General features: G+C 63.7%; 18 protein-coding genes. 9 read left to right on the plus strand and 9 right to left on the minus strand.

Going from position 1 to position 22,386, the window contains the following annotated elements; genetic code table 11:
- Positions 1-188 precede the first annotated feature (188 nt).
- Genes DNJ95_RS07670 through DNJ95_RS07680 form a run of 3 tightly spaced genes read right to left on the minus strand, consistent with a single transcriptional unit; the run spans position 189 to position 1,962 of the window.
- A complete protein-coding gene (locus DNJ95_RS07670) occupies positions 189-701 on the minus strand; it encodes a DUF2937 family protein (RefSeq protein WP_131184133.1) in 513 nt (170 codons plus the stop codon).
- Positions 701-1,477, minus strand: coding sequence for a class II glutamine amidotransferase (locus DNJ95_RS07675; protein WP_131184134.1), 777 nt, complete (start codon positions 1,475-1,477; stop codon positions 701-703). The genes DNJ95_RS07670 and DNJ95_RS07675 overlap by 1 nt, the downstream gene beginning before the upstream one ends.
- 29 nt (positions 1,478-1,506) lie before the next feature.
- The gene (locus DNJ95_RS07680; protein WP_131184135.1) at positions 1,507-1,962 is read right to left on the minus strand and encodes an MFS transporter; all 456 of its coding nucleotides are present in this window, start codon (positions 1,960-1,962) and stop codon (positions 1,507-1,509) included.
- A gap of 142 nt (positions 1,963-2,104) precedes the next feature.
- On the opposite strand from DNJ95_RS07680, the gene DNJ95_RS07685 reads away from it, so the two are divergent.
- The gene (locus tag DNJ95_RS07685) at positions 2,105-2,539 is read left to right on the plus strand and encodes a universal stress protein (RefSeq protein ID WP_131184136.1); all 435 of its coding nucleotides are present in this window, start codon (positions 2,105-2,107) and stop codon (positions 2,537-2,539) included.
- A 57-nt stretch (positions 2,540-2,596) separates the two neighbouring features.
- On the opposite strand, the gene DNJ95_RS07690 is transcribed toward DNJ95_RS07685, so the two are convergent.
- Both DNJ95_RS07690 and DNJ95_RS07695 read right to left on the minus strand, forming a co-directional pair.
- A complete protein-coding gene (locus tag DNJ95_RS07690; RefSeq protein WP_131184137.1) occupies positions 2,597-3,100 on the minus strand; it encodes a hypothetical protein in 504 nt (167 codons plus the stop codon).
- A gap of 104 nt (positions 3,101-3,204) precedes the next feature.
- Entirely contained in the window at positions 3,205-3,483 is a 279-nt protein-coding gene (locus DNJ95_RS07695) for an Rdx family protein (RefSeq protein WP_131184138.1), read from the minus strand.
- A gap of 71 nt (positions 3,484-3,554) precedes the next feature.
- Between DNJ95_RS07695 and DNJ95_RS07700 the strand changes: the two genes are divergently transcribed.
- A complete protein-coding gene (locus tag DNJ95_RS07700) occupies positions 3,555-5,738 on the plus strand; it encodes a patatin-like phospholipase family protein (protein WP_131184139.1) in 2,184 nt (727 codons plus the stop codon).
- Positions 5,739-5,926: 188 nt separating this feature from the next.
- On the opposite strand, the gene DNJ95_RS07705 is transcribed toward DNJ95_RS07700, so the two are convergent.
- Complete coding sequence (locus DNJ95_RS07705; protein ID WP_131184140.1) at positions 5,927-6,361, minus strand: MarR family transcriptional regulator; 435 nt, start codon at positions 6,359-6,361, stop codon at positions 5,927-5,929.
- Positions 6,362-6,484: 123 nt separating this feature from the next.
- Positions 6,485-8,626 carry a DNA helicase RecQ gene (recQ, locus tag DNJ95_RS07710; RefSeq protein ID WP_131184141.1) on the minus strand — a complete coding sequence of 714 codons (2,142 nt, stop codon included), beginning with the start codon at positions 8,624-8,626 and terminating at the stop codon, positions 6,485-6,487.
- A 250-nt stretch (positions 8,627-8,876) separates the two neighbouring features.
- On the opposite strand from recQ, the gene DNJ95_RS07715 reads away from it, so the two are divergent.
- From DNJ95_RS07715 to DNJ95_RS07740, 6 genes are all read left to right on the plus strand, one after another.
- Positions 8,877-9,464 (plus strand): UPF0149 family protein, encoded by a 588-nt coding sequence (locus tag DNJ95_RS07715; RefSeq protein WP_131184142.1) that lies wholly within the window; start codon positions 8,877-8,879, stop codon positions 9,462-9,464.
- A gap of 16 nt (positions 9,465-9,480) precedes the next feature.
- On the plus strand, positions 9,481-9,912 hold the full coding sequence (locus DNJ95_RS07720; protein ID WP_131184143.1) for a YbaN family protein: 432 nt from the start codon (positions 9,481-9,483) through the stop codon (positions 9,910-9,912).
- Between the two features lie 248 nt (positions 9,913-10,160).
- Entirely contained in the window at positions 10,161-10,685 is a 525-nt protein-coding gene (locus tag DNJ95_RS07725) for a sigma-70 family RNA polymerase sigma factor (protein ID WP_131184144.1), read from the plus strand.
- Complete coding sequence (locus DNJ95_RS07730; RefSeq protein ID WP_165491614.1) at positions 10,660-11,706, plus strand: FecR family protein; 1,047 nt, start codon at positions 10,660-10,662, stop codon at positions 11,704-11,706. The genes DNJ95_RS07725 and DNJ95_RS07730 overlap by 26 nt, the downstream gene beginning before the upstream one ends.
- Before the next feature lie 198 nt (positions 11,707-11,904).
- A complete protein-coding gene (locus tag DNJ95_RS07735) occupies positions 11,905-14,736 on the plus strand; it encodes a TonB-dependent receptor (protein WP_131184146.1) in 2,832 nt (943 codons plus the stop codon).
- 149 nt (positions 14,737-14,885) lie between these two features.
- Entirely contained in the window at positions 14,886-17,696 is a 2,811-nt protein-coding gene (locus tag DNJ95_RS07740) for a M16 family metallopeptidase (RefSeq protein WP_131184147.1), read from the plus strand.
- 24 nt (positions 17,697-17,720) lie between these two features.
- Here DNJ95_RS07740 and nudC read toward each other — a convergent pair whose 3' ends face one another.
- Complete coding sequence (gene nudC / locus DNJ95_RS07745) at positions 17,721-18,554, minus strand: NAD(+) diphosphatase (protein ID WP_131184148.1); 834 nt, start codon at positions 18,552-18,554, stop codon at positions 17,721-17,723.
- A gap of 43 nt (positions 18,555-18,597) precedes the next feature.
- Positions 18,598-19,410 carry a crotonase/enoyl-CoA hydratase family protein gene (locus tag DNJ95_RS07750; protein ID WP_131184149.1) on the minus strand — a complete coding sequence of 271 codons (813 nt, stop codon included), beginning with the start codon at positions 19,408-19,410 and terminating at the stop codon, positions 18,598-18,600.
- Positions 19,411-19,655: 245 nt separating this feature from the next.
- Here DNJ95_RS07750 and DNJ95_RS07755 point away from each other — a divergent pair, with 245 nt between their 5' ends.
- Positions 19,656-22,373, plus strand: coding sequence for a cation-transporting P-type ATPase (locus DNJ95_RS07755; RefSeq protein WP_131184150.1), 2,718 nt, complete (start codon positions 19,656-19,658; stop codon positions 22,371-22,373).
- The last annotated feature ends 13 nt before the right edge of the window (positions 22,374-22,386 follow it).

The following is a 22,386-nucleotide window of genomic DNA, read 5'->3' on the forward strand; positions in this document are numbered from 1 at the left end:
AGCGCTGGATTGGCAATTCCATGGTCACCTCGGTATTCACCCCCGGCCAGCGGCTTATGGTGAAACGCACACCTGTTCGATATGAGACAGCGCTACGGCGAAGATGCAAGGTGGTGCCTACAAGAGCATGGCTGCCCTAGCCGTGAGCCGCCCAGCATCAGCATGAGGAAAGGCAATGGAGCGCCGGCTCAGGAAAAACGCGACACCCGTGGCCGCCCCACGAGCATCCGGCGCAGGGACAACAGCAACAGTTCCGCCAGCCAGGCCAGCAGCAGCGCCGCCCCCAGGCCCCAGGCGATCGCTTCCGGAGTCAGCAGCACCTGGTAGCGGTAACCGGTATAGGTTTCCGCCCTCAACTGCGGGTCGGCGGCGAAGGCGACGTGCCAGGCGCGGGCATACCAGGGGCCGCTCATGGCCTGCCATTCCCGCTCCAGCAGTTCTACCCGCTGTACCAGATGTTCCAGGCTACGGGCATCGCTGCGGATCACCGCATCATCGCTGCCGCGATAGTGTGCGATCAGCCTCTCCAGGTCGCCTTGGAAAAACTTTTCGGCCGTATCACGAAAGCCCTGCAACCCGAGTTCGGCCTCCTGCCGATGCGCATCCACACGCAATGCATAGGCCTCGATGAAACCAGGCCATTGCACACCGATCAACAGCCCAAGGCCGAACAGAACCAGACGCAGGTAGCTACGCAACATCAGTCGACTCTCCCCGAAGCCACACACTCGCCAAGGCGCCACAGGCTCCATTGCCCAGGTTGGTGCAGGCTCCATCGCTCATTCTGGGTCAAGGGCTCGGTGGCCAGCACCGTCACCACATCGTTGGGCGTGGTTTCCGCCTGGAAATCCACCGTCAGATCGGCATCCTTGAGTTGCGCCGGGCCGAATGGCGCCCGGCGGGTAATCTGTGCCAGTTTGCTCGAACAGAAGCTGAACAGCCACTGGCCATTGCTCAGCAGGCAATTGAACACCCCCTGGCGGCGATATTCATTGCAGGCCTCGATCAGCGTCGGCAACAGGGCCTCGGCCGCGACCGGCTCGGGGAAGGCCTGGCGTATGCGGTTGAGCAGATCGCAGAATGCGCTCTCGCTGTCGGTATCGCCAACCGGACGATAGAAGCCCTTCGGCGGCGCGAAGCCGGCCATCTGGCCATTGTGCGCGAAGCACCAGTGCTGCCCCCACAGCTCGCGCACGAACGGGTGGGTATTGACCAGTCCGACCTTGCCGACATTGGCATGGCGGATATGCCCGATCACCACCTCGCTCTTGATCTGGTAGCGCTGGATCATCTTCGCGACTTCGGAATCGCAACTGGCCACCGGGTCCTGGAACAGCCGCAGTCCCCTGCCCTCATAGAAGGCGATCCCCCAACCGTCCTTGTGCGGCCCGGTCTTGCCACCGCGCTGCATCAGCCCGGTAAAGCTGAAGACGATATCCGTCGGTACATTGGCACTCATGCCCAGCAACTCGCACATCGGAATTCTCCGCCATCATCCAGTCGATATCACAAGCGCGGCTCGAGCCTTTCACGGACGCTCGGTCGTTGCTCGGCACGCGCCTGCGGGCGAGTATCCGCACTCGTCTGTTGCTGGCCGGCCTGTTGTCGACCTGCCCGTTGCCGAAAGCTGCGCTCGATCGGCCAACGCAGCAGTACCAGCAGCAGATAGGCAGCGAGGGCAATCAGGCCATACAGGGCCAGGTCGGAGACCGCCCGCCAGGCGTTGTCGCCGACATGGAACAGCAGGTCCAGCGCGGTGATCGCAACCGCAGGCGCATAGATGCCCTGGGTCGGCTCGACAATGGTCGGTGTCAGCAGCAGTACGGCCATCAGCAGGCGCAGGGGTTCGCGCAGCCAGCGCCACATCCAGCGCGTCATGCGGAACCAGGCCAGCATGCAACCCAGCGCTGCCACGGCATAGAGGCTCCAGGCCAGGTAATAGTCGTTCTCGAAGATCAGCATAGGGCTTCCAGGAATATCGCCGGACCGCTCTATCAGCGGGTATTGCCGGCATGATACAGCAACTCCCGCAACAAACTGATGCTGGAATAGACAGCCCGTAGGTCGTATAAAGTCTGGCAGGAGCCATTTCAGGAGCAGCACCATGACCTACAAACATATCCTGGTCGCTATCGACCTGACCGAGGATTGCCTGCCTGTCGTGCAACGTGCCCAGGCCCTGGCCGGCGATGCCGAACTGGAGCTGGTGCATATCATCGAGCCCATGGCCATGGCGTTCGGTGGCGATGTCCCGATGGATCTTTCCCTATTGCAGGAACAGCAGTTCGAACAGGCGCGCGCCAGGCTGGATGCCTTTGCCGCACAATATCCGCAACTGCCGGCAGCGCGCCGCCATCTGCTCTATGGGCAACCCCGCCAGGAGGTCCACCGCCTGGCGGGCGAGCTGGCTTGCGACCTGATCGTCGTCGGCAGCAATGGCCGCCACGGCCTGGCGCTGCTGCTGGGCTCGACCACCGACGATATCCTGCATGGGGCGCCTTGCGATGTGCTGGCGGTACGCCTGAGCAAGCGGCCCTGAAGCAAGCGGTCAAGCTTGCTCCATCATGAAATTTTCGCTTGCAGCTTGCGGCGCTGCTCAGTTGACGCTGTAACCCCGCCCGGTCAGGCAGGCCACCTGTGCCCGGCGATAAAGCGTCGCAGCCGTTTCCGAAGGTGACTGCGCAACGCTCAGTGGGTCGAAACCACTCTGGCTGACCGCCCAGCTATGGCACTCATAGCGGTCCTTGGCCTGTTGCTCGGTACTCTGCCCGCTGGCCGGGTAGGCGATCACCTGATAGTTGGCGGGCTCCACATTGGCCGCTGGAGGAGGAGAAGCGACGACATAGGTCTTGCGGTCCGCATTCCACAGGTAATAGGTGCCGGCGGCCAGGAAGTACAGCGTGCTACCGATCCATATCTCCCTGGCCGCACTTGGCAGGCCATGCCCATGCCGTGGTCCCGGCGCATGATAATCAGGCCGCCCCGGGCCTGAATGACCGCCACCCGGTCCACCTGGCCCACGGGGCTCGGCCTGGACCGGCAGCCCGCAAAGGATCACCAGGACCCCGGCGACGATCGAGCGAAACGATGAAGAGCGCATGACATACTCCATGAGAACGCCTGAATCGGCGCCAGCAGATTCTAGGCGCGTGCAGCCAAAACATTTAGTCAACGAAATGTAAGGATTGAGTAAAACAGCCCGCGTCAGCGATCGATATGCCCCAGGGCCCGCTCCGGGGCGATCAGATCCCGGATACGCTGCTTGAGTACCTTGGCCTCGGGGAAGCCGCCATCGGCCTTGCGTTCCCAGACCTGTACACCATCGCAACTGATCAGGAAGATCCCACCGCTACCCGGCACCAGCGCCACCTGCCCCAGGTCATCGGCGAACGTCGACAGCAGTTCCTGCGCCAGCCAGGCCGCGCGCAGCAGCCATTGGCACTGGCAGCAGTAATGAATGGCGATCTTCGGTTTCTCGCCCATGGCAGACCTCTGATAGTCGAAGTGGGCGCTTATAATAGCGGCCTTTCACCGACTCGCTCGCGGCCCTCGCCATGAAACATGCCCTCGCTATCCTGCTTATACTCCTCGCTGTCTTCTGCCAGGCCGGGGAACAGCCACAGCCCCGTACCGGCCTGGTGCTTTCCGGCGGCGCCGCCCGGGGCTTGGCCCATATCGGCGTACTGAAGGCGCTGGAGCAGTATGGCGTACGCATCGACGCGATCGCCGGTACCAGCATGGGCGCGGTGATCGGCGGCCTGTATGCCTCCGGATACAGTGCCGACGAACTGGAGGCGCTGGCCCTGGAGCTCGACTGGCAGCAGGTACTCTCCGATGACCCACCACGCACCGACGTACCCTTCAGGCGCAAGCAGGACGACCGGGATTTCCTGGTGAAACGCCGCCTTAGCTTCCAGGACGATGGCAGCCTGGGCCTGCCACTCGGTGTCATCCAGGGCCAGAACCTGGCGCTGCTGCTGGAACGCCTGCTGGTACACGTCAGCGATACCCGCGACTTCGACCGCCTGCCCATTGCCTTCCGGGCGGTGGCCACCGATATCGCCAATGACGAAAAGGTCGTGTTCAGCCGTGGCCACCTGCCGCAGGCGATCAGGGCCAGCATGTCGATCCCCGCGGTCTTCGCCCCGGTGGAAGTCGATGGCCGCCTGCTGGTCGATGGCGGCATGGTGGACAACGTGCCCATGGATGTCGCGCGCGCCATGGGCGTCGAACGCCTGATCGTGGTGGACATCGGCACGCCGCTGAAACCGCGCAAGGAATTGCTGACGGTGGTGGACGTGCTCAACCAGTCGATCACCATGATGACCCGTCGCAACTCCGAGAGCCAACTGGAGACGCTGAGCGCCGAGGACCTTCTGGTACAACCCGTGCTGGCCGGTTTCGCCTCCACCGACTTCGGTCGTACCCGGGAGCTCATCGATGCCGGCTACCGCGCCGCCAGCGCCCTGGAAAACCGTCTGCAGGGCATGCGCGAGCCTTCCGGTGACTTCGCGACCGCCCAGGCGCTAGGCGCGGAGCCACGTACCCCGCGTATCGACAGCATACGTATCGTCAACACCTCAAAGGTCGACGACCGGGTGATACGCCGCTACCTGCGCCAGCCGCTGGGGCAGCCACTGGACCTGGAGCGCCTGCAGAAGGACATGGGAACCCTGTACGGCCTGGATTACTTCGAGCAGATCGAATACCGGGTCGAGCATGGCAAACAGGGCAATACCCTGGTCATCGACTCCAGGGGCAAGCGCTCCGGCACCGACTACCTGCGCCTGGGCATCAACCTGTCGGACGACTTCCGTGGCGACAGCGCCTTCAACATCGGCGCCAGCTACCGCAAGAACGGCCTCAACCCACTGGGGGCGGAATGGCTGACGCGTATCCAGTTGGGTGACCACCAGGAGCTCTACAGCGAGTTCTACCAGCCACTGGACATAGGCTCACGCTGGTTCGTCGCGCCCAGCCTGTTCGTCGATGCGCTTAATGTGGAGTCGATCCTGGATAACGATCCGATCGCCGAGTACCGCCTGCAACGCTACGGCTACAACCTGAACCTGGGACGGCAGATCGCCAACAATGGCGAGATCCGCTTCGGTATCAGCCAGGCATGGGGCGAAGCCCGTGTGCGGGTGGGCGAACAGCAACTGCCCGAGTTCAGCTTCACCGAGGGCTACTACAAGCTGCAATACGCCTTCGATACCCTGGACAATGTCGACTTTCCCCATGAGGGCGAGGAAATCGACCTGTCCCTGCGCCAATACGACAACAGCCTGGGCTCCGATGAACGCTACCTGCAATGGCGGATCGACCTGAACAAGGCATTCAGCCATGGGGTCAATACCTGGGTGGTCGGCGGGCGCTACGGCAGGACCCTGGACGATACTGAAGTGGTGACATCGAGCTTCCTGCTCGGGGGCGCACGGCAATTGTCGGGGTTCCGCCAGGACGCCCTCTCGGGGCAGAACGTCAGCCTCGGGCGCCTGCTCTACTATCGGCGCATGAGCGAACGCTCGTTCCTGCCACTCGACTTCCCGTTGTATCTCGGCGCATCACTGGAACGAGGCCGCGCCTGGAACAATGACAATGCCTTCGACAGTGGCTATATCAACGCTGCCAGTATCTTCCTCGGCTACGACACACCGCTTGGCCCATTGAATTTCAGCTATGGTTTCAACGACGAGCGCGAGCGTGCGCTGTATCTCAACCTGGGTCGCAGTTTTTGAGTATGGGAGTGGCTTGAAGCTTGAAGCCGCTCCAGGATATGCGCTGGCCGCTCCTGTAAAAATCATATGCTTGATTCAAAAGGGCTTCATTTACCCGCGGGGGCGGCCTTGGCGCGCAGCTTTCGTGATCGGTGGCGCGCTATTAGCGGGCAAGCCCGCTTCTACTGGAAAGGCCTGGGTGCTTCGGTTCAATGCCGTTCCAGATTGCCCAGGATTCGCGCATGCACCTGCTGGCAGTTGCGCAATTCATCCTCGCTGATACCGCTGAACAGCTCTTCGCGCAGTTGCCGCGACAGCGCTTCGATCCTGTCGATCAACGGCAGGGCCTTGGGCGCCAGGACGACGTTCTTCGCCCGCCGGTCATGCGCCACCGCCTGCCGCTCCACCAATCCCTGGGCCTCGAGGGAGTCGAGCAGACGGGCCAGGGTCGGCCCCTCCACGGCGACGCTCTTGGCCAGTTCGCTCTGGGTCGGCACATGGGCAAAACGCGCCAGGTGCAGCAGCACCAGCCAGCGAGCCTGCGAAAGCCCCAGATCCGCCAGGCGCCTGTCCAGTTCCGCGCGCCAGCCACGGGAGAGCTGCGCCAACTGCATGGCGAAACGATGTTGATCGGGATAAGACATGCGAAAGAAACCTGTTCGAATCCATGACCGGGCTGGCGCCGGAGAGACGCCGCCCATTACTCATACGGGAAAAAGGTTGAACGGGGCCCTTCGACCATCAGGTGCCAGACAAGCCGGCCGCGCTCAGAGCTCGAACTCCGCCTGCAGCGCCGCACGGACACAGAACAGCACCCCCTCGGGCACGCGCCCGGCGAACCGCTCCGTGATTGCCGAAACGGGCGGCAATTCCCCTTCGCCATCCAGAAATGCATCCTGTATCTGTCCCATGAGGTCTTCGGGAATATCCAGTGCCTGTTCCAGCGTCAGCTCCTGATGAGCCAGCGCTTCAGCCAGCAGGCTGTAGACGTTGCGCTCGCTGCAGGATAGCCGGTAGGCGATCTGCTCCGGCGTCATACCGGAGCGCGCCAGTGAAACCAGCTCGTGACGCAGGTCCGCCACCGGCTTTTCCGCCTGCGCCGAGCCACCGTTGAGCAGCGCGAGAAAAGCCGCGCCATAGCGCTCTAGCTTGCGTGCCCCTACACCACTGACACCGGCCATCTCGCCGAGGCTGGCCGGCTGGCCGCGCAACATCTCCAGCAACGTCGCATCCGGGAATATCACATAGGGCGGCACACTGTGCTCCTCCGCCAGCTTGCGCCGCAACGCCCGCAGGGCTTCCCACTGCTCGCGTTCATCGTTGCGCACCAGTTGGCTGGCCCTGCTCTGGCTGCCCGCGCCGTTGCCGGCCCGGGCCGTCTTGCTGGAGATGTCCTGGCGCAGTTCCAGCGTCGTCTCGCCACGCAACAATGGGCGGCAGCTATCGCTCAGGCGCAGGCCGCCGTAGCCTTCCAGGTCGATATCCACCAGCCCGCGCGCCACCAGTTGGCGAAACAGCGAGCGCCACTCGCTCTCGGTGTGCGACTTGCCAATGCCGAAAACCGACAGGTGCTGGTGCCCCAGTTCACGCATCCGCTCGTTCTCACGCCCCAGCAGGATATCCACCAGGTGGCCGACGCCAAAGCGCTGCCCGCTGCGGTAGATGGCCGACAGCGCCTGGCGGGCCGGTTCGGTGGCATCCCAGGTACGTACCTTGTCGACACAGTTGTCGCAATGCCCGCAAGGCTCCGGCATCTCCTCATCGAAATAGGCCAGCAGCGTCTGCCGCCGGCAGCGGGTTTCCTCGCACAGCGCCAGCATGGCATCGAGCTTGTGCTGCTCGATACGCTTGTGGCGCTCGTCACCTTCCGAATTGTTGAGCATCTGCTTGAGGAAGATCACATCCTGCAGGCCATAGGCCATCCAGGCATCCGCGGGCAGGCCGTCGCGTCCTGCCCGCCCGGTTTCCTGGTAGTAGGCTTCCAGGGATTTGGGCAGGTCCAGGTGAGCGACGAAACGGACGTTGGGTTTGTCGATACCCATGCCAAACGCGATGGTCGCCACCATGATCAGGCTTTCCTCGTTGAGGAAGCGCTTCTGGTGGTAGGCGCGCAGCTCGTTCGACAGCCCCGCGTGATAAGGCAGCGCCGGGAAGCCCTGCTCGCTGAGAAAGGCCGCCAGTTCATCGACCTTCTTGCGCGACATGCAGTAGACGATCCCGGCATCGCCCCGCCGCTCGGCAAGGAAAGCGAGCAGTTGCTTGCGTGGCTGCTCCTTGGCGACGATACGATAGAAGATATTCGGCCGGTCGAAACTCGACAGGAAGCGCTCGGCCCGCTCCAGGTGCAAGCGCTGGACGATCTCCTCGCGGGTGCGGCGATCCGCCGTGGCGGTCAGGGCCACCCGCGGTACATTCGGGAAGAGTTCCGCCAACTGGCCGAGCTGCAGGTATTCGGGGCGGAAATCATGCCCCCATTGCGACACGCAATGGGCCTCGTCGATGGCGAACAGGGCGATCTCGAACTGCTGCAGGAATTCCAGCATGCGTGGCTGCACCAGGCGCTCCGGCGCCAGGTAAAGCATCTTCACTTCGCCGCGGCGGATACGCAGCGCGATCTCGCGTTGCTCCTCCGCGCTCAGCATGGAGTTCAGGGCGACGGCGCTGACGCCGAGCTCTTCGAGCGTGGCCACCTGATCGTCCATCAGCGCGATCAGCGGCGATACCACCACGGCAAGCCCGTTGCGCAACAGGGCCGGGACCTGGAAGCAGAGCGACTTGCCACCACCGGTGGGCATCAGCACCAGTGCATCGCCACCGCCGGCGACCTGCTCGATGATCGCCCTCTGCCGGCCCCGGAACGCATCGTAGCCGAAGACTTCTTTGAGGATGTGCTGTGCCTGGTCGAGCATGCGGTTCTCCAAAACAAGGCGCGCAGTATACCAGTTGCCTTTCGCCGCAACCCCAGGGCGCGATGGATAATCCCGATGCCCGCATGAAACTGTGAACGAGTCGAGAATTGCATGGCCCTGGCAAGAACTGAAATCGAGCGCTGCCAGTGGATAACGGCAACGCGCGGGTTGGCGCGTTCCCAAAGCGGTAGCCTGTAGTTCCCGGCTCGTCTAGAATTCTCCACTACTCTTCATGCCCAGGTAGCCTACGATGTCATTCGCCGAGCAACTCGCACGCCTTCAAGTGTTCCTGGATGCAGACGACCTGCATGAGGAAGCACTCGATTACATCGCCGCCCATGGCTACCTGACCGCGCTGTGCATCTGCCCCGAGCCGGTGCCCGAGCGCGAGTGGATCGACGCCCTGTTCGCCGAACCGCCGCACTACAGCGACGATACCGAGCGCGAGGCCATCGAGGCGACGCTGGTACAGCTAAAGGCGCATATCGCCCGGCAACTGGCCAGTGACGAGGACATGGACCTGCCCTGCGAGCCGACCCTCGGCGACGAGCCCGACGAATCCGAGCTGCGCGGCTGGTGCATCGGCTTCATGGAGGGCGTGTTCATGCGCGAGGAAATCTGGTTCGAAGACGCCGAGGAAGAAGTCAGCGAACTGCTGCTGCCGATCATGGTGGGGTCAGGTCTGTTCGATGATCAGCCCGAGTTCTCCGATATCGCCGCCGATGCCGAGCTGGTCGGCGAAATGGCCGGGCAGATTCCCGAACTGCTGACCACCCTCTACCTGATCTGTCACGCTCCCGAGGAAAAACCGGCACTGCTCAAGCCGCGCCGGCACTGACCAGCCCTCTTCAGCCGTGGCCCATCGCGATATTCCACTGAGCCGCAGCCCGCTGCTGCGCTATCTGCTGCTGGCACTGGGCTGGTTGAGTGTCGCCCTCGGCGTGTTGGGCATCTTCCTGCCGGTACTGCCGACCACGCCTTTCCTGCTGCTGGCCGCGGCCTGCTTCGTGCGCAGCTCCAGGCGCTTCTATGAATGGCTGGTCGGCCATCCACGCCTCGGCCCCTGGTTTCGCGACTACCTGGAAGGCAACGGCATCCCGCTGAAGGGCAAGTGCTACGCCATCGGGCTGATGTGGCTGAGCATCGGCGTCTCCTGCTGGATCGTCCCCCTCCCCTGGGCGCGACTGGCAATGCTCACCAGCGCGGTCCTGGTGAGCCTCTATATCCTCAGGCAGAAGACCGTGGCGATCGCGCCACTTGCGGGCAAGGGCCGCAAAGAGCGCTGAACGCAAGGCTGAACGAAAGCGCGGGGTTACCCGGTGTTTCGTCCAGCTTTCCAGCCTCCAGCGCTTTTATCGAAACGCCTTGCCACGGGGTAACGGCATAGCGCGGTCGCCCCGGCAGAAGACCCTGGGCCCCTTGATTGATATTAATGATTCGGATTTACTGTCGAACGCCAGCATTATTCATCGGCCCGCATTCGCGGGCACAGTAGGCTCAGCCATCGCGGCCTTCCCCATTGTGAACGACTGACTTGACCGCATCGCTCGATAAAATCGCGCTGTTCACCCTGCATCGCCGTGCCCTGGTGGACTATGCAACGCCTATCGTCGGCTGCCGGGCCAAGGCCGAAGATGTAGTGCAAGAGTCCTGGCTGCGTTTCGACAGTTCCACACCACCACTACAGCAACCCGTTCACTACCTGTATCGCATCGTCCGCAACCTGGCCCTGGACAGCAACCGGCGGCTGGCCGCCGAGCATCGCGATCCCGGAGGAGAAGCCCTGCTCTGCGAAATGTCGGCCAGCACACCCTCGCCGGAACAGCAGGTACTGGAGCAAAATGCCCTGCATATCATTGCGCAAGCCCTGGACGAACTCCCGGAGAGGACGCGGCAGGCTTTCGAACTGCATAGGTTCAACCGGATGACCTTCCAGCAGATCGCCGAGACAATGAATATTTCCATGGGATTGGCCCACAAGCTGGTAAGTGCGGCCGTTACCCATTGCGCCAACCGCCTGGATGAGAACACAGATGGACGCCACCAAGCAGCCGAATGACTTCCCGCCGTTGCCAGGTGCGACGGCGGACGACATGCCCGGCACGGCCGAGGCATTCGATCCTGTATGGGAAACCGCTCTGAATTGGCAGTTGAACCTGTGCCGGGCCCCTGCCGATAGCGCCCTGCGCGAGGAGCTGCAACAGTGGCTGCAGGCCGATCCGTCCCATGCCGAGGCCTATCGACGCGCCTCGCGGACCTGCGCCCTGATGGACCAGGCACGGGCAGCCGCCGGCAGGCAGCCAACCCCTCTCTCCGTCAGCCCCTTCGGTGCGGGCGCCGGTCGTGTTCCGCCCCGGCGTCGCCGCCACCAACGCCGGGTACTGCTTGGCGGGCTGGCGGCCTGCCTGGTGCTGCTCTGGCTCGGTTGGCCTGCCAGCCCGCCACAGTTGCAGGAATACCGCAGCCAGGTGGGGGAAATCCGCCAGGTCCTGCTGGATGACGGTAGCCTGTTGCATCTCGACACCGATACTCACCTGAGCGTCAACCTGCAACCCGGTAGCCGCGATCTGGTTCTTCATGGTGGCAGGGCCTTCTTCGAAGTCTCTCCCGACCGCCGGCGCCCATTCCGGGTCGAGGTCGGCGAATTGCAGGTGCTGGTGACAGGTACGGCATTTCAGACCAGCCTGACCTCGCAGCAGGCGCAAATCGACCTGCAGAGCGGTTCGCTGCAGGTTTCCGTGGCCGGTAGGCAAGTGCCCCCGCTCGAGCCTGGAGAACAGTTGTCGTTGCAGCGCCAATCCGGCCAGTTATCCCGGCAGACCCGGCCGCCACAGCAGATGGGTAGTTGGCGCCAGCATCAGTTGCTCGCCGAGGATCAGCCGCTGGACCAGGTGATCAGGGAGCTCGCCCGCTACTATCCCGGACGCGTCGAGCTCGCCTCGCCTGCCCTCGCCTCACGGCGTGTCACCGGCCTGTACGACCTGCGCACGCCATTGGCCTCCCTGCGTAGCGCCATTGGTCCCCATGACGGGACCTTGCAGGAACTGCCTGACGGGCAGTTGCGCATTACCCTCGACTGAAGCACAAGAAATCGCTGCGGGCAATTGCTGGCTTCGCGTCAGCCATAGCCCTGAGGCTGCTCGCCAAGAATCACAAACCATAAAAAGATTGCACGGGCCGTGAAGATTTTTCCGTGGCCTGCGTCATTCCCCGAAGCTCGAACAATTACGACTCATTCGTACTTATTTTGCCATTGGCACTTGCAAGGGGATTTCTTCATGGATACACAAGCCAACACCCGCGATGCGACGGGCAACCCTCGTATGCTCCGTCGCCTGGCCAGCGCCCTGCTGTTGGCGAGCAGCCTTGGCGGTCATGGATTGCAGGCGGCCGAAACACAAGTGACCAGCCTGCTGCATGGCACGCATCGTTTCACCATAGAGGCCCAGCCTCTGGGCTCTGCGCTGCTCAGCTTCGGCCAGCAGGCAGGTATCCCGATCAGCGTCGACAGCGACCTGGTCAAGTCGCATTCGGCATCCGCCGTACAAGGCAATCTGTCGGGCCTGCAGGCCCTGGAGCAATTGCTCGGCGGCACCGCCCTGGGCTGGACGGTGACCGCCAGCGATACCCTGGAAATCCGTCCCTTAGGCGACACCGGCAGCAGTATCGAGGACAGCCTGCGGATTGCCGATCTACTGGTGCTGGGATATGAGGAGCAAGGGCTGCCCGGCGAAACCATTATCGACCAGCGGGCTATCCAGGCTTTCCCCGGGGCCAATGGCGACATCACCACCCTGTTGAAAATGCACCCTTCGGTACAGTTCAGCAGCCAGCAACAGAGCAGCAACACCCCCGGCGAAATCAACCCGGCGGATATCAGCATCAACGGAGCCCGCTACTACCAGAACAACTTCATGATCGACGGGATCAACATCAACAATGACCTGGACCCCGGCTATCACACCTTCAACAGCATCCGCTCCTTCGACACCACGCCCAGCCGCTCCCATGGCATAGCGCTGGACGCCGACCTGCTGCAAGAGGTCAAGGTCTACGACAGCAACGTACCCGCCGAATACGGTGGCTTCAACGGTGGCGTGATCGACGCCATCACCCGCCGCCCGACGCCGGATCTGCATGGCAAGCTGTCCTTCGCCATGTCCCGTTCGGAATGGACCAACTACCACGTCATCGACGGCGAGGAAGAAAATTTCGATCACCCGACCACCGGCAACTACCAGCCGGAATTCCTCAAGACCACCGTACGCGGCACCCTTGAGGGGCACCTGAGCGAAGACTTCGGAGCCATTCTGAACTTCTCGCAGAAGCGCTCGACCATTCCACAGTACCGCTATGAAAGCGGCTATGCCGGCGACACGAAGAAAACCGACCAGACCCGGCGCATCGACAATTACCTGCTCAAGACCTATTGGAACGTCAATGAGCGGCTGGTACTGGACGGCTCGCTGACCTATGCGCCACAGAAGGACTACTATTTCGTGGAAAACCGCATCGATTCCGGCTTTGACCTGGAAAGCGGCGGCTGGCAGGGGAGCCTGAAAGGCGAATGGCAGGGCAACCATGCGCTATGGACTCACAAGCTGGCGCTGACCGAACTGGAAAGCTCGCGCACGGCCGAATCCAACGACTACATCAACTGGTATTACTCCAGCAGCAAGAACTGGGGCTCGTCCAGCAGCTCGACATCCCGCAGCGCCGAGGGCTCCTACGGGAATCTGGAGCAGAAACAGCGCGGCGCCACCTACAGCCTCAAAAGTGACTGGTCGCCGCTGTTCCTGCTGCACACCGAGCACAATCTGACCAGTGGCCTGGAGTTGTCCCATCAGAAGGCCACCTGGGAGCGCCCGAATGCGGCATCTTCGACGACCGCCTTCCGCCGTGACAACGGGACCAGTTGCGATGGCGTCAGTGATCTCTGCTCGATCGGCGACCTGGTCAACGGCAGCACCCGCCAGTACTCGAGCCTGAAAATACGGTATGCCGCCGGCAAGATCGAAGCCACTGAAAACAAGTATGCCCTGTACCTGCAGGATCGCCTGCAATGGGGCCGTCTGACCCTGCGCCCGGGCCTGCGCTTCGAGGGCGACGACTATATGGACAAGAAGACCCTGGCTCCGCGCTTCGTCGCCAGCTACGACCTGTTCGACAACCAGGCGACGGTCCTCAGTGCCGGGGCCAATCGCTATTACGGTCGCAACCTGTTCAAGTATCGCCTGGCCGATGGCCGCCAGGCGCTCAACACCACCATGACCCGCACCAGCAGCACCGGCAACTGGAACATGATCACGACGGCCAACACCAACAAGTTTTCCTCGCTGGACATCCCCTACGACGATGAGTTGACACTGGGCATCGCACAACACTGGCTGGAAACCGACTTCCGCCTCAACTATGTCCGCCGTTATGGCCGTGACCAGGTCGTCAGGGCCTATGCCAATGTCACCGGGCTCGACTACGGCGACGGCGTCACCTACACGAAATACTACTACCTCTATACCAACGCCGGGCGCAGCGACAGCGACAACGTCAGCCTGACCATCACCCCACAACCCACCCTGGATCTGGCCGGCAGCCGCACCTCGTTCCAACTCGCCGCCGACTGGTCCCGTACCCTCAGTGCCTACGGCAACTACGACTCGGCGGTAGACGCCGACGAATATGCCGATGCGGACGTGGTCTACGATGGCTCGATCATGCGCTACAGCGAATTGCCCGCCGCTGACTTCAACCGCCCTTGGACACTGCGCCTGACCAGCATCACGGAAATCCCGGCATTACACCTGACCTGGAGCAACTTCTTCCGCTATCGCGGTGCCTACGACCAGATAGAAAGCACTTCCGGTACGGTGGAAATCGACGGTATCAGCTACGACCTCTACGAAAAGCACCGTATCAAGGGAGCCCCGACCTGGGATACCCGCATCCATTGGGAACGGCCCACCGGCAAGGATCAATCGTTGTTCGTCGCCGTCGACATCACCAATGTCGCCGACAAGATCAACCGCACCTCCTACAGCCGCAGCGGAGCCACCTACACCTCCTACGAGACCGGCCGCCAATTCTGGCTTGAAGTCGGCTACCGCTTCTGAGGCGATCCGCGACTCCCAGCACCCGACTCCATCGGGGCTGGGAGTGCATACCTCGTTTCACGCCAAAGAATCGCCGGGAGCGATTTTCGCGTCGCGTGCGACAACCCGAAGAATGCCTGCCAGATAGGCAGGCTCAGCGGAAAATACCGATGCCCATCTATGTTCTTTTGTTACTGAGCACACTGCTTGGCGCCTGCACCCATATATCCCCTTCCAGCGAATGGGACCCGGCGATTATCCGAGGCCAGCTCAGCAACGGCCTGGAATACCGCCTGGTCAATCCGGGCACGCCGAAGGATGCCTCGAACGAACGCCTGGACATCCGCCTGACCGTCCAGGCCGGCTCGCTGGACGAAGAGGACCGGCAGGTCGGTGTCGCCCATCTGTTGGAGCACCTCAACTTCTACAACCAGGGCGAGCTGCCGGCCAGGCTGCGCGACTACTTGCAGCAACACCACTGGCAACAGGGGCTGCATTACAATGCCGTGACCAACTACGAACGCACCCAGTACCTGCTCAGCCCGCCCCGGGGCGTCCAGGAGCTGGAGCGCGCATTGCAGGCACTGGCCACCCTGGCATTCGCCGCCGACTTCACGGCGACGGATCTGGAGGCAGAACGCCCTATCGTCATCGAGGAGTGGCGCGGCGGCCTGGGTGTCGCCCAGCGCATGAACGACCAGCGCACAGCCGCCCAGCGACATGACTCGCGCTACCCGGCACGCGCCACCATCGGCAACCGGGAAGCCATCCTCGGCGCACGCCTGGAGGCGCTGCGGGACTACCAGGAGCGCTGGTATCGCCCCAACAACATGACCCTATCGGCAGTCGGCGATATCGACCCGGAACGCTTCCGGCACCTGCTCGAACGTTATTTCGCCAGCGCCCTGCCCGCTCCGCTGTCGGAGCGGGGCTACCGGGAACTGACCCTCGCGCCACGCTTGCATATCGTGCGCGTCCAGGATGCCGAGAGCGGCAGCAACCAACTGGCGTTGATGTTTCGCGGGCATGAAGCCGCCAGCCGCGCGCCCGGTTTGGCCGGGCTGCGCGAACGGCTGATCGACCGCATGACGCTGGACGCCGCTACCCGCCAGTTGCGCAGGCAGGCCCCGCAGGATGGCGTCAGCGCTTTCGCGGTAAGGAAGAACCAGATCGGCCGCTATTCCTCCGTCCTGGCCATCGCCGCTACACCTGACGGACGCCGGCACGACGATGCATTGTCAGTGCTGCTCAAGGAGATCGAACGCCTGCGCCAGCGGGGGATACAGCACGCCGATGGCGAGCGCGCGCGCCAAGCCCTGCGTGAAACGGCCCAAGGCATGCTGGACAACGCCCAGCCATACAGCTTCGAGCAATGGGTCACGCGCTTGAACGATGCCACCCTGCGCGAAGGCATCGTCCAGTCGCGCACGCAAATCGCACAGTCGACCCTGCGCCAACTGGACGGAATCACCCTGGACGAACTCAACCAGCGGCTACGCCACTGGTTGTCCAGCCCCGACCAGATACTCCAGTACAGCGCTCCAGGGCTCAGCCCGCTGACGCTGGCCTCCAATGAGCGATTCAATGGGCTTCGCACCCACTGGCAAGGACAGCGGCTGGAACCTCCGCAGCCGCTCCAGGACACGCCCTCCGTCGACCCGGTGGATGCCCCCAGCGCCGGCAGGCCAGGTCATATCGTCCAGCGCAAGACATTCCCGGCGCAACAGGTAGAGCAATGGCAACTCGATAACGGCGACCGGCTGGTCTGGCTCAAGCCCGGCTTCCCGCTGCAGCGGGCCTACCTGCAGGCCGAGACCGGCGCCGGCGAACTCGGCCCGGCTGAAACCGGCTGGCGGCAACAGATGGCCAGCCAACTGCTCTCGCGCAGCGCGCCCTTTGCCTGGAGCCTCGAGCAACGGCGGCAATGGCAAAGCAGTCATGGCCTGAACCTGAGCCTCGAGCACAACCTGCAACGGCTGGAATTCCACGCCAACGCACCCAGCGCCGAACTGGGCGCATTGCTCGCCCTCTACCGGGGCCTGCATACGGCCCCGGGCCTGGACGAGGCAATGTTCGATGCATCGCGGCTGGAGCTCCAGCAGCGCCTGGAAAGTGTCCGCCACGACCTGCAACTGCGCCAGAATGCCAGCCAACAGGCACTACTGAATCCGCACGCGACCTGGCAAATGCCGACCCAGGGGGAATTGCAGGCACTGTCGATACAGGACATCAGGCGAGACTGGCAACGACTGGCACGCCATCCGGTCACTTATTACCTGCTGGCCGACATCCCGCGGGAGCGGCTGGAAAGCCTGGTGCGCGAGGAACTCGCAGCGATTCCCAGGGCTCCGGCAAGGCCAGGCGTCGACATGGCGTCCGGGCGACAGGCCGCCGGCATGCGCAGCGCCACCCTGCGCATCGCTCGGGAGCCACGCGCCACACTGAATGCCAACAGCTACAGCGAACTGCCCTGGAGCCCGGAAGACGCCGCGGCCATCAGGCTGCTGACACCAATGGCCAACCGCGCCCTGAAACAGGCGCTGCGCAGCGAGGCCAGCGGCGTCTACAGGCTGGTCTTCGACAGCAGCCTGAACCAGGACAGCAATCGGGTGGAAAGCCGCCTGACCTTCAGCAGCGCCCCCGCGCGAGTGGAGGAGCTCTGGCGACTGGCCCTGAAAACCTTGCGCGATCTGCCGCGACAGTTGTCCCCCGAAGAGAGCCGGCAAGCCCTGCAGGCGCTGGCCAACAGCGAGCAAGAACGCCTGACGGACCCCGGCACCCAACTGCAACGCCTGGTCCTCGGTTATCGGGCCTGGGGGACTCCGGACTACCTGAGCCGGCAAGCGCAACTGGTCACGGCCATCGACCATCGGCGACTGCAGCGGCTGGCGGGCCGGCTGTTCGATGAACGCAACAGCACGCGGCTACTGTTGCTGCCGGGCCCGCCCGAAGCGACGGTAACTTCCCGAGCGCCACACTGAGCGGCCGGCGGGGCGTCGAGGGAGTCAGATCGGCGGTGCTGGCTCCTCCTTGCCCAGCCGCCTGGCCACATAGAGCTCGATCAGATAGCGCGCGATGGAACGCCTGGAAGGCAGAACCGGCAGGCGCTCGACATGGAACCAGGCAGCGTCCTCGATTTCCTCGGGCTGCGGCACGATATCGCCAGCGGCATATTCGGCATGGAAGCCCAGCATCAGCGAATGCGGGAAGGGCCAGCCCTGGCTGGCGATATAATGCGGCGGCTGGATACTGAGCCCGACCTCCTCGCGCACCTCCCGCGCCACGCACTGCTCGACTGACTCCCCGGGCTCGACGAAACCGGCCAGGGCGCTATAGACGCCCGGCACGAAGCGTGGCGAACGGGCCAGCAGGATCTCGTCGCCGCGGCTCACCAGCACGATCATGCTCGGCGAGATGCGCGGATAGTGATGAGTGCCGCAGGCCTCGCAATGCATCGCCCGCTCGCCGGGGCGCTGGCGCATGGGCGCGCCGCAACTGCCGCAGAAGCGGTGCTGGCTGGCCCAGGTGGCGATCTGTGCGGCAAAGGCGAGCATGCGATAGCGCTCGTGATCGTCATCCTCCTGCATCAACTGGCGCAGCCCCAGCCAGCCCGCACCGGGTACTTCGCACTGGCGCTCCAGCACCAGCAGGAACACTCGCTCGCCGTCGAAATGGCCGAGTCCCTGCTCGCTGAGCAAGGGTAGCGCCAGGCGCTTGAGCCAATCGCGAGGGAACAGTACGCCCTGCCTATCGCACAGAAAATGCTGGTGGCAATGCACCAGCGCCAGCCCGCCCGGTTCCCCGGGGTCGAGCAAGGCAGCCTGCCAACGCAATCCCATCAGACACCCCGCCGCGTCATCGTCTGTCCCATCGTCTGGCTCATCAATCCTCGAAATCCGGCTTCTTTTTACTCATATGGGCCGCCATCGCGACAGGCAGGTCGCTGGACTGCAACATCGCGGCATTCCAGGTCGCGACATAGTCCAGCCCGTCATCGACCCGGTGGTCGCGCATATAGCGGATCATCCGCTTGGTGCCGCGTATGGCCAGTGGCGACTTGGCGGCGATTTCCCGGGCAACCTGCAGAACGCCTTCCTGCAGTTCGGACAGAGTCCCGTAGCAGCGGTTCGCCAGCCCGATGGCCTGCGCTTCGCGGCCGTCCAGGGTACGACCGGTATAGGCCAGTTCGCGCAACATACCGTCGCCAATGATACGCGGTAGCCGCTGTAGCGTACCGACATCGGCCACCATGCCCATGTCGATCTCCTTGATCGAGAAGCGTGCATCCTCGCTGCAGTAGCGCATGTCGCAGGCCGCGATCAGGTCGATCGCCCCGCCCAGGCAGTACCCCTGGACAGCGGCGATGACCGGCTTGCGGCACTCATCCACGGCGTTGAAGGATGCCTGCAACTCGAGAATGCGTCGGCGCAGGCGCTCGGCATTGCGGCCTGCATCAGGCCCCATCTGGCTGGCGGCCTCCCCTAGCAACTGCAGGTCGATACCCGCCGAGAAGTGCTCTCCGGCCCCGGCCAGGACCACCACCCGCACCTCGTCGGCATCGTCCGCCCAGCGGAAGATCTCCACGATTTCCCGCCAGAAATCCGCATTCATCGCGTTGAGCTTGTCCGCGCGGTCGATCGTTACGCGGGCGATCCGTTCGGCCAGCTCCACCCCGAACACCTTGTACTCGGTCATTGTTCACGTCTCCCCTTTCGCTTGAAGCCTGAATCCGAGCGTCCAGGGTTCCGCCAGGGATTGCAAGCCAGTGACATGTCACTTCCAGCCTATGACTTCCGGTACGGTTATCGAGGTGCCATGGCGCAAGACGGATAGCGGTAATCTTTACTGACAAAGACACTGTCCTGCGCCTTGTTCGAACCCCCTGTCTTGCGTAGGGTTTTTCAGCCATGACACACCGGAGCCAATGACAGGAGTCTGCCATGCCCGCCCCCCACGACCCGAACTGGCACGAACTGCCCGCCAGCGAATGCCTCCAGTCGCTGGACAGCGACCGCGCCGGCCTCTGCACCGAGCAGGTGGAACTGCTGCGGCAACGCCATGGCTACAACCGCCTGCCGGAAGTCGCCCGCCACGGGCCATTGCTGCGTTTTTTCATGCAGTTCCACAATATCCTGCTCTACGTGATGCTCGGCGCGGCGGTGGTCACGGCACTGCTCGGACACTGGGTCGACACCGGGGTGATCTTCGCCGCGGTGCTGGTCAACGCCATCATCGGCTTCATCCAGGAAGGCAAGGCACAAAGCGCCCTGGACAGCATCCGCAACATGCTCAGCACCCGGGCCAATGTCCTGCGCGATGGTCGCCGCGTCGAAGTGGACGCCAGCGAACTGGTGCCCGGCGATATCGTGCTACTGGTTTCCGGCGACAAGGTGCCCGCCGACCTGCGCCTGCTGGACGTACGCAACCTGCGGGTGGACGAGGCGGCCCTGACCGGCGAATCGCTGCCGATGGAAAAGAACGAGCAAGCGGTGGCCGCCGATGCCGCGCTGGGTGACCGCTATTGCATGGCCTGGTCCGGCACCCTGGTGGTCTACGGGCAGGCCAGCGGCCTGGTGGTGGCGACCGGGGCGCAAACCGAACTGGGCAAGATCAACAGCATGCTGGCCCGCGTACAGGCCATCTCCACGCCCCTGCTGCGGCAGATCGACCGCTTCGGCCGCGGCCTGGCCATGGTGATCCTGGCGATGGTGGCGGCGACCTTCGCCCTCGGCACCCTGTGGCGCGGCCATGATCCCGGCGAGATGTTCATGATGGCCGTGGCCCTCACCGCCTCGGCCATCCCCGAGGGCCTGCCGGCCATCATGACGGTGATGCTGGCCCTCGGCGTGCAGCGCATGGCCCGGCGCCACGCGATCATCCGCCGCCTGCCGGCGGTGGAGACGCTCGGCTCGGTCACGGTGATCTGCTCGGACAAGACCGGCACCCTGACCCGCAACGAGATGACCGTGCAGCGGGTGATCTGCGCCGATGCCCGCTATCAGGTCGGCGGTGTCGGCTACGCTCCGGAAGGCGAGATAAGCCGTGACGGTGCCAAGCTATCGCCCGAGGAACGGCAACGCCTGCAACTGATCGGCCACGCCTGCCTGCTGTGCAATGACGCACGCATCCAGCCCGAAGGGCAAGGCTGGCGGATCGAGGGCGACCCGACCGAGGCAGCGCTGCTGGTGCTGGCGGCCAAGAACCGGCTGGAAAGCGAACAGGTGCTCTCCACCTGGACGTGCCGCGACAGCATTCCTTTCGAGTCGGAACACCGTTTCCGCGCCAGCCTGAACCATGCCGGCCCGGGGCAGACCAGTATCTTCATGGTCGGCGCGCCGGAGCGCCTGCTGGAAATCTGCGACCATCAGCTCGGCCTCGACGGCGAACAGCCACTGGACCCCGATTACTGGCGGCGCATGGCCACCGATACCGCGGCCCAGGGCCTGCGCCTGCTCGCCCTGGCCCGCCGGCGGGTCGACGACAGCCAGCAGTTGCTCGGCTTCGAGGATATCGACCAGGGTGGCTTCAGCCTGTTGGCGCTGGTCGGCATGATCGACCCGCCGCGCGAGGAAGCCATCGCCGCCGTGGCCGAATGCCATGACGCCGGCATCCGCGTGAAGATGATCACCGGCGACCACGCCGACACCGCCCGGGCCATCGGCGCCGAACTCGGCATCGGTGTCGGCCGGCCGGCGCTGACCGGTGCGGAACTGGCGCTGATGAGCGATGAAGCGCTACGCCAGGTGGTGATGGATATCGACGTGTTCGCCCGCGCCAGCCCCGAGCACAAGCTGCGCCTGGTGCAGGCCATGCAGGCCTGCGGCCAGGTGGTGGCGATGACCGGCGACGGCGTCAACGACGCGCCGGCCCTCAAGCGTGCCGATGTCGGCGTGGCCATGGGGCTGAAAGGCACCGAGGCGGCCAAGGAATCCGCCGATGTGGTGCTGGTGGACGACAACTTCGCCACCATCGGCAATGCCGTGCGCGAAGGCCGGGCGATCTACGACAACCTGAAGAAGTTCATTCTGTTCATGCTGCCGACCAATGGTGGCGAAGCATTGATCGTGATCAGCGCCATCCTGTTCCAGTTCGCCCTGCCGCTGACCCCGGCCCAGGTGCTGTGGATCAACATGGTGACCTCCTGCACCCTCGGCATGGCCCTGGCCGCCGAGCCGACCGAGCGCGGTATCATGCGCCGGCCGCCACGGCCGCCCAGCGAACCGCTGCTGTCGGGCTTCTTCGTCTGGCGCGTGGTGCTGGTTTCGGTGCTGATGATGACCGGCGCCCTCGGCCTGTTCCTCTGGGAACTGGAACAGGGCGCCAGCCTGGAGACCGCGCGCACCATGGCGGTGAATACCGTGGTCATGGCGGAGATGTTCTACCTGCTGAGCAGCCGGCACATCCACGACAGCGTGCTCACCCGCGAAGGGCTGCTGGGCAATCCCTGGATCCTGCTGACCATTGCCGCCTGTGCCGTGTTGCAGTTGCTCTATACCTACACAGCACCGATGCAGAACCTGTTCGGTGCCGCAGCCCTGAGCGCGGACGACTGGCTGAAGGTATGCGCCGCGGCGCTGTTGGTGCTGCTCGGCTCGGAACTGGAGAAATGGCTGCTGCGCCTCCATATGCGAAGACGCGGCAAAGCCACTGGCAGATGAAGCTTGCACCGCA

Source organism: Stutzerimonas kirkiae (assembly GCF_004327335.1).
GTDB lineage: Bacteria > Pseudomonadota > Gammaproteobacteria > Pseudomonadales > Pseudomonadaceae > Stutzerimonas > Stutzerimonas kirkiae.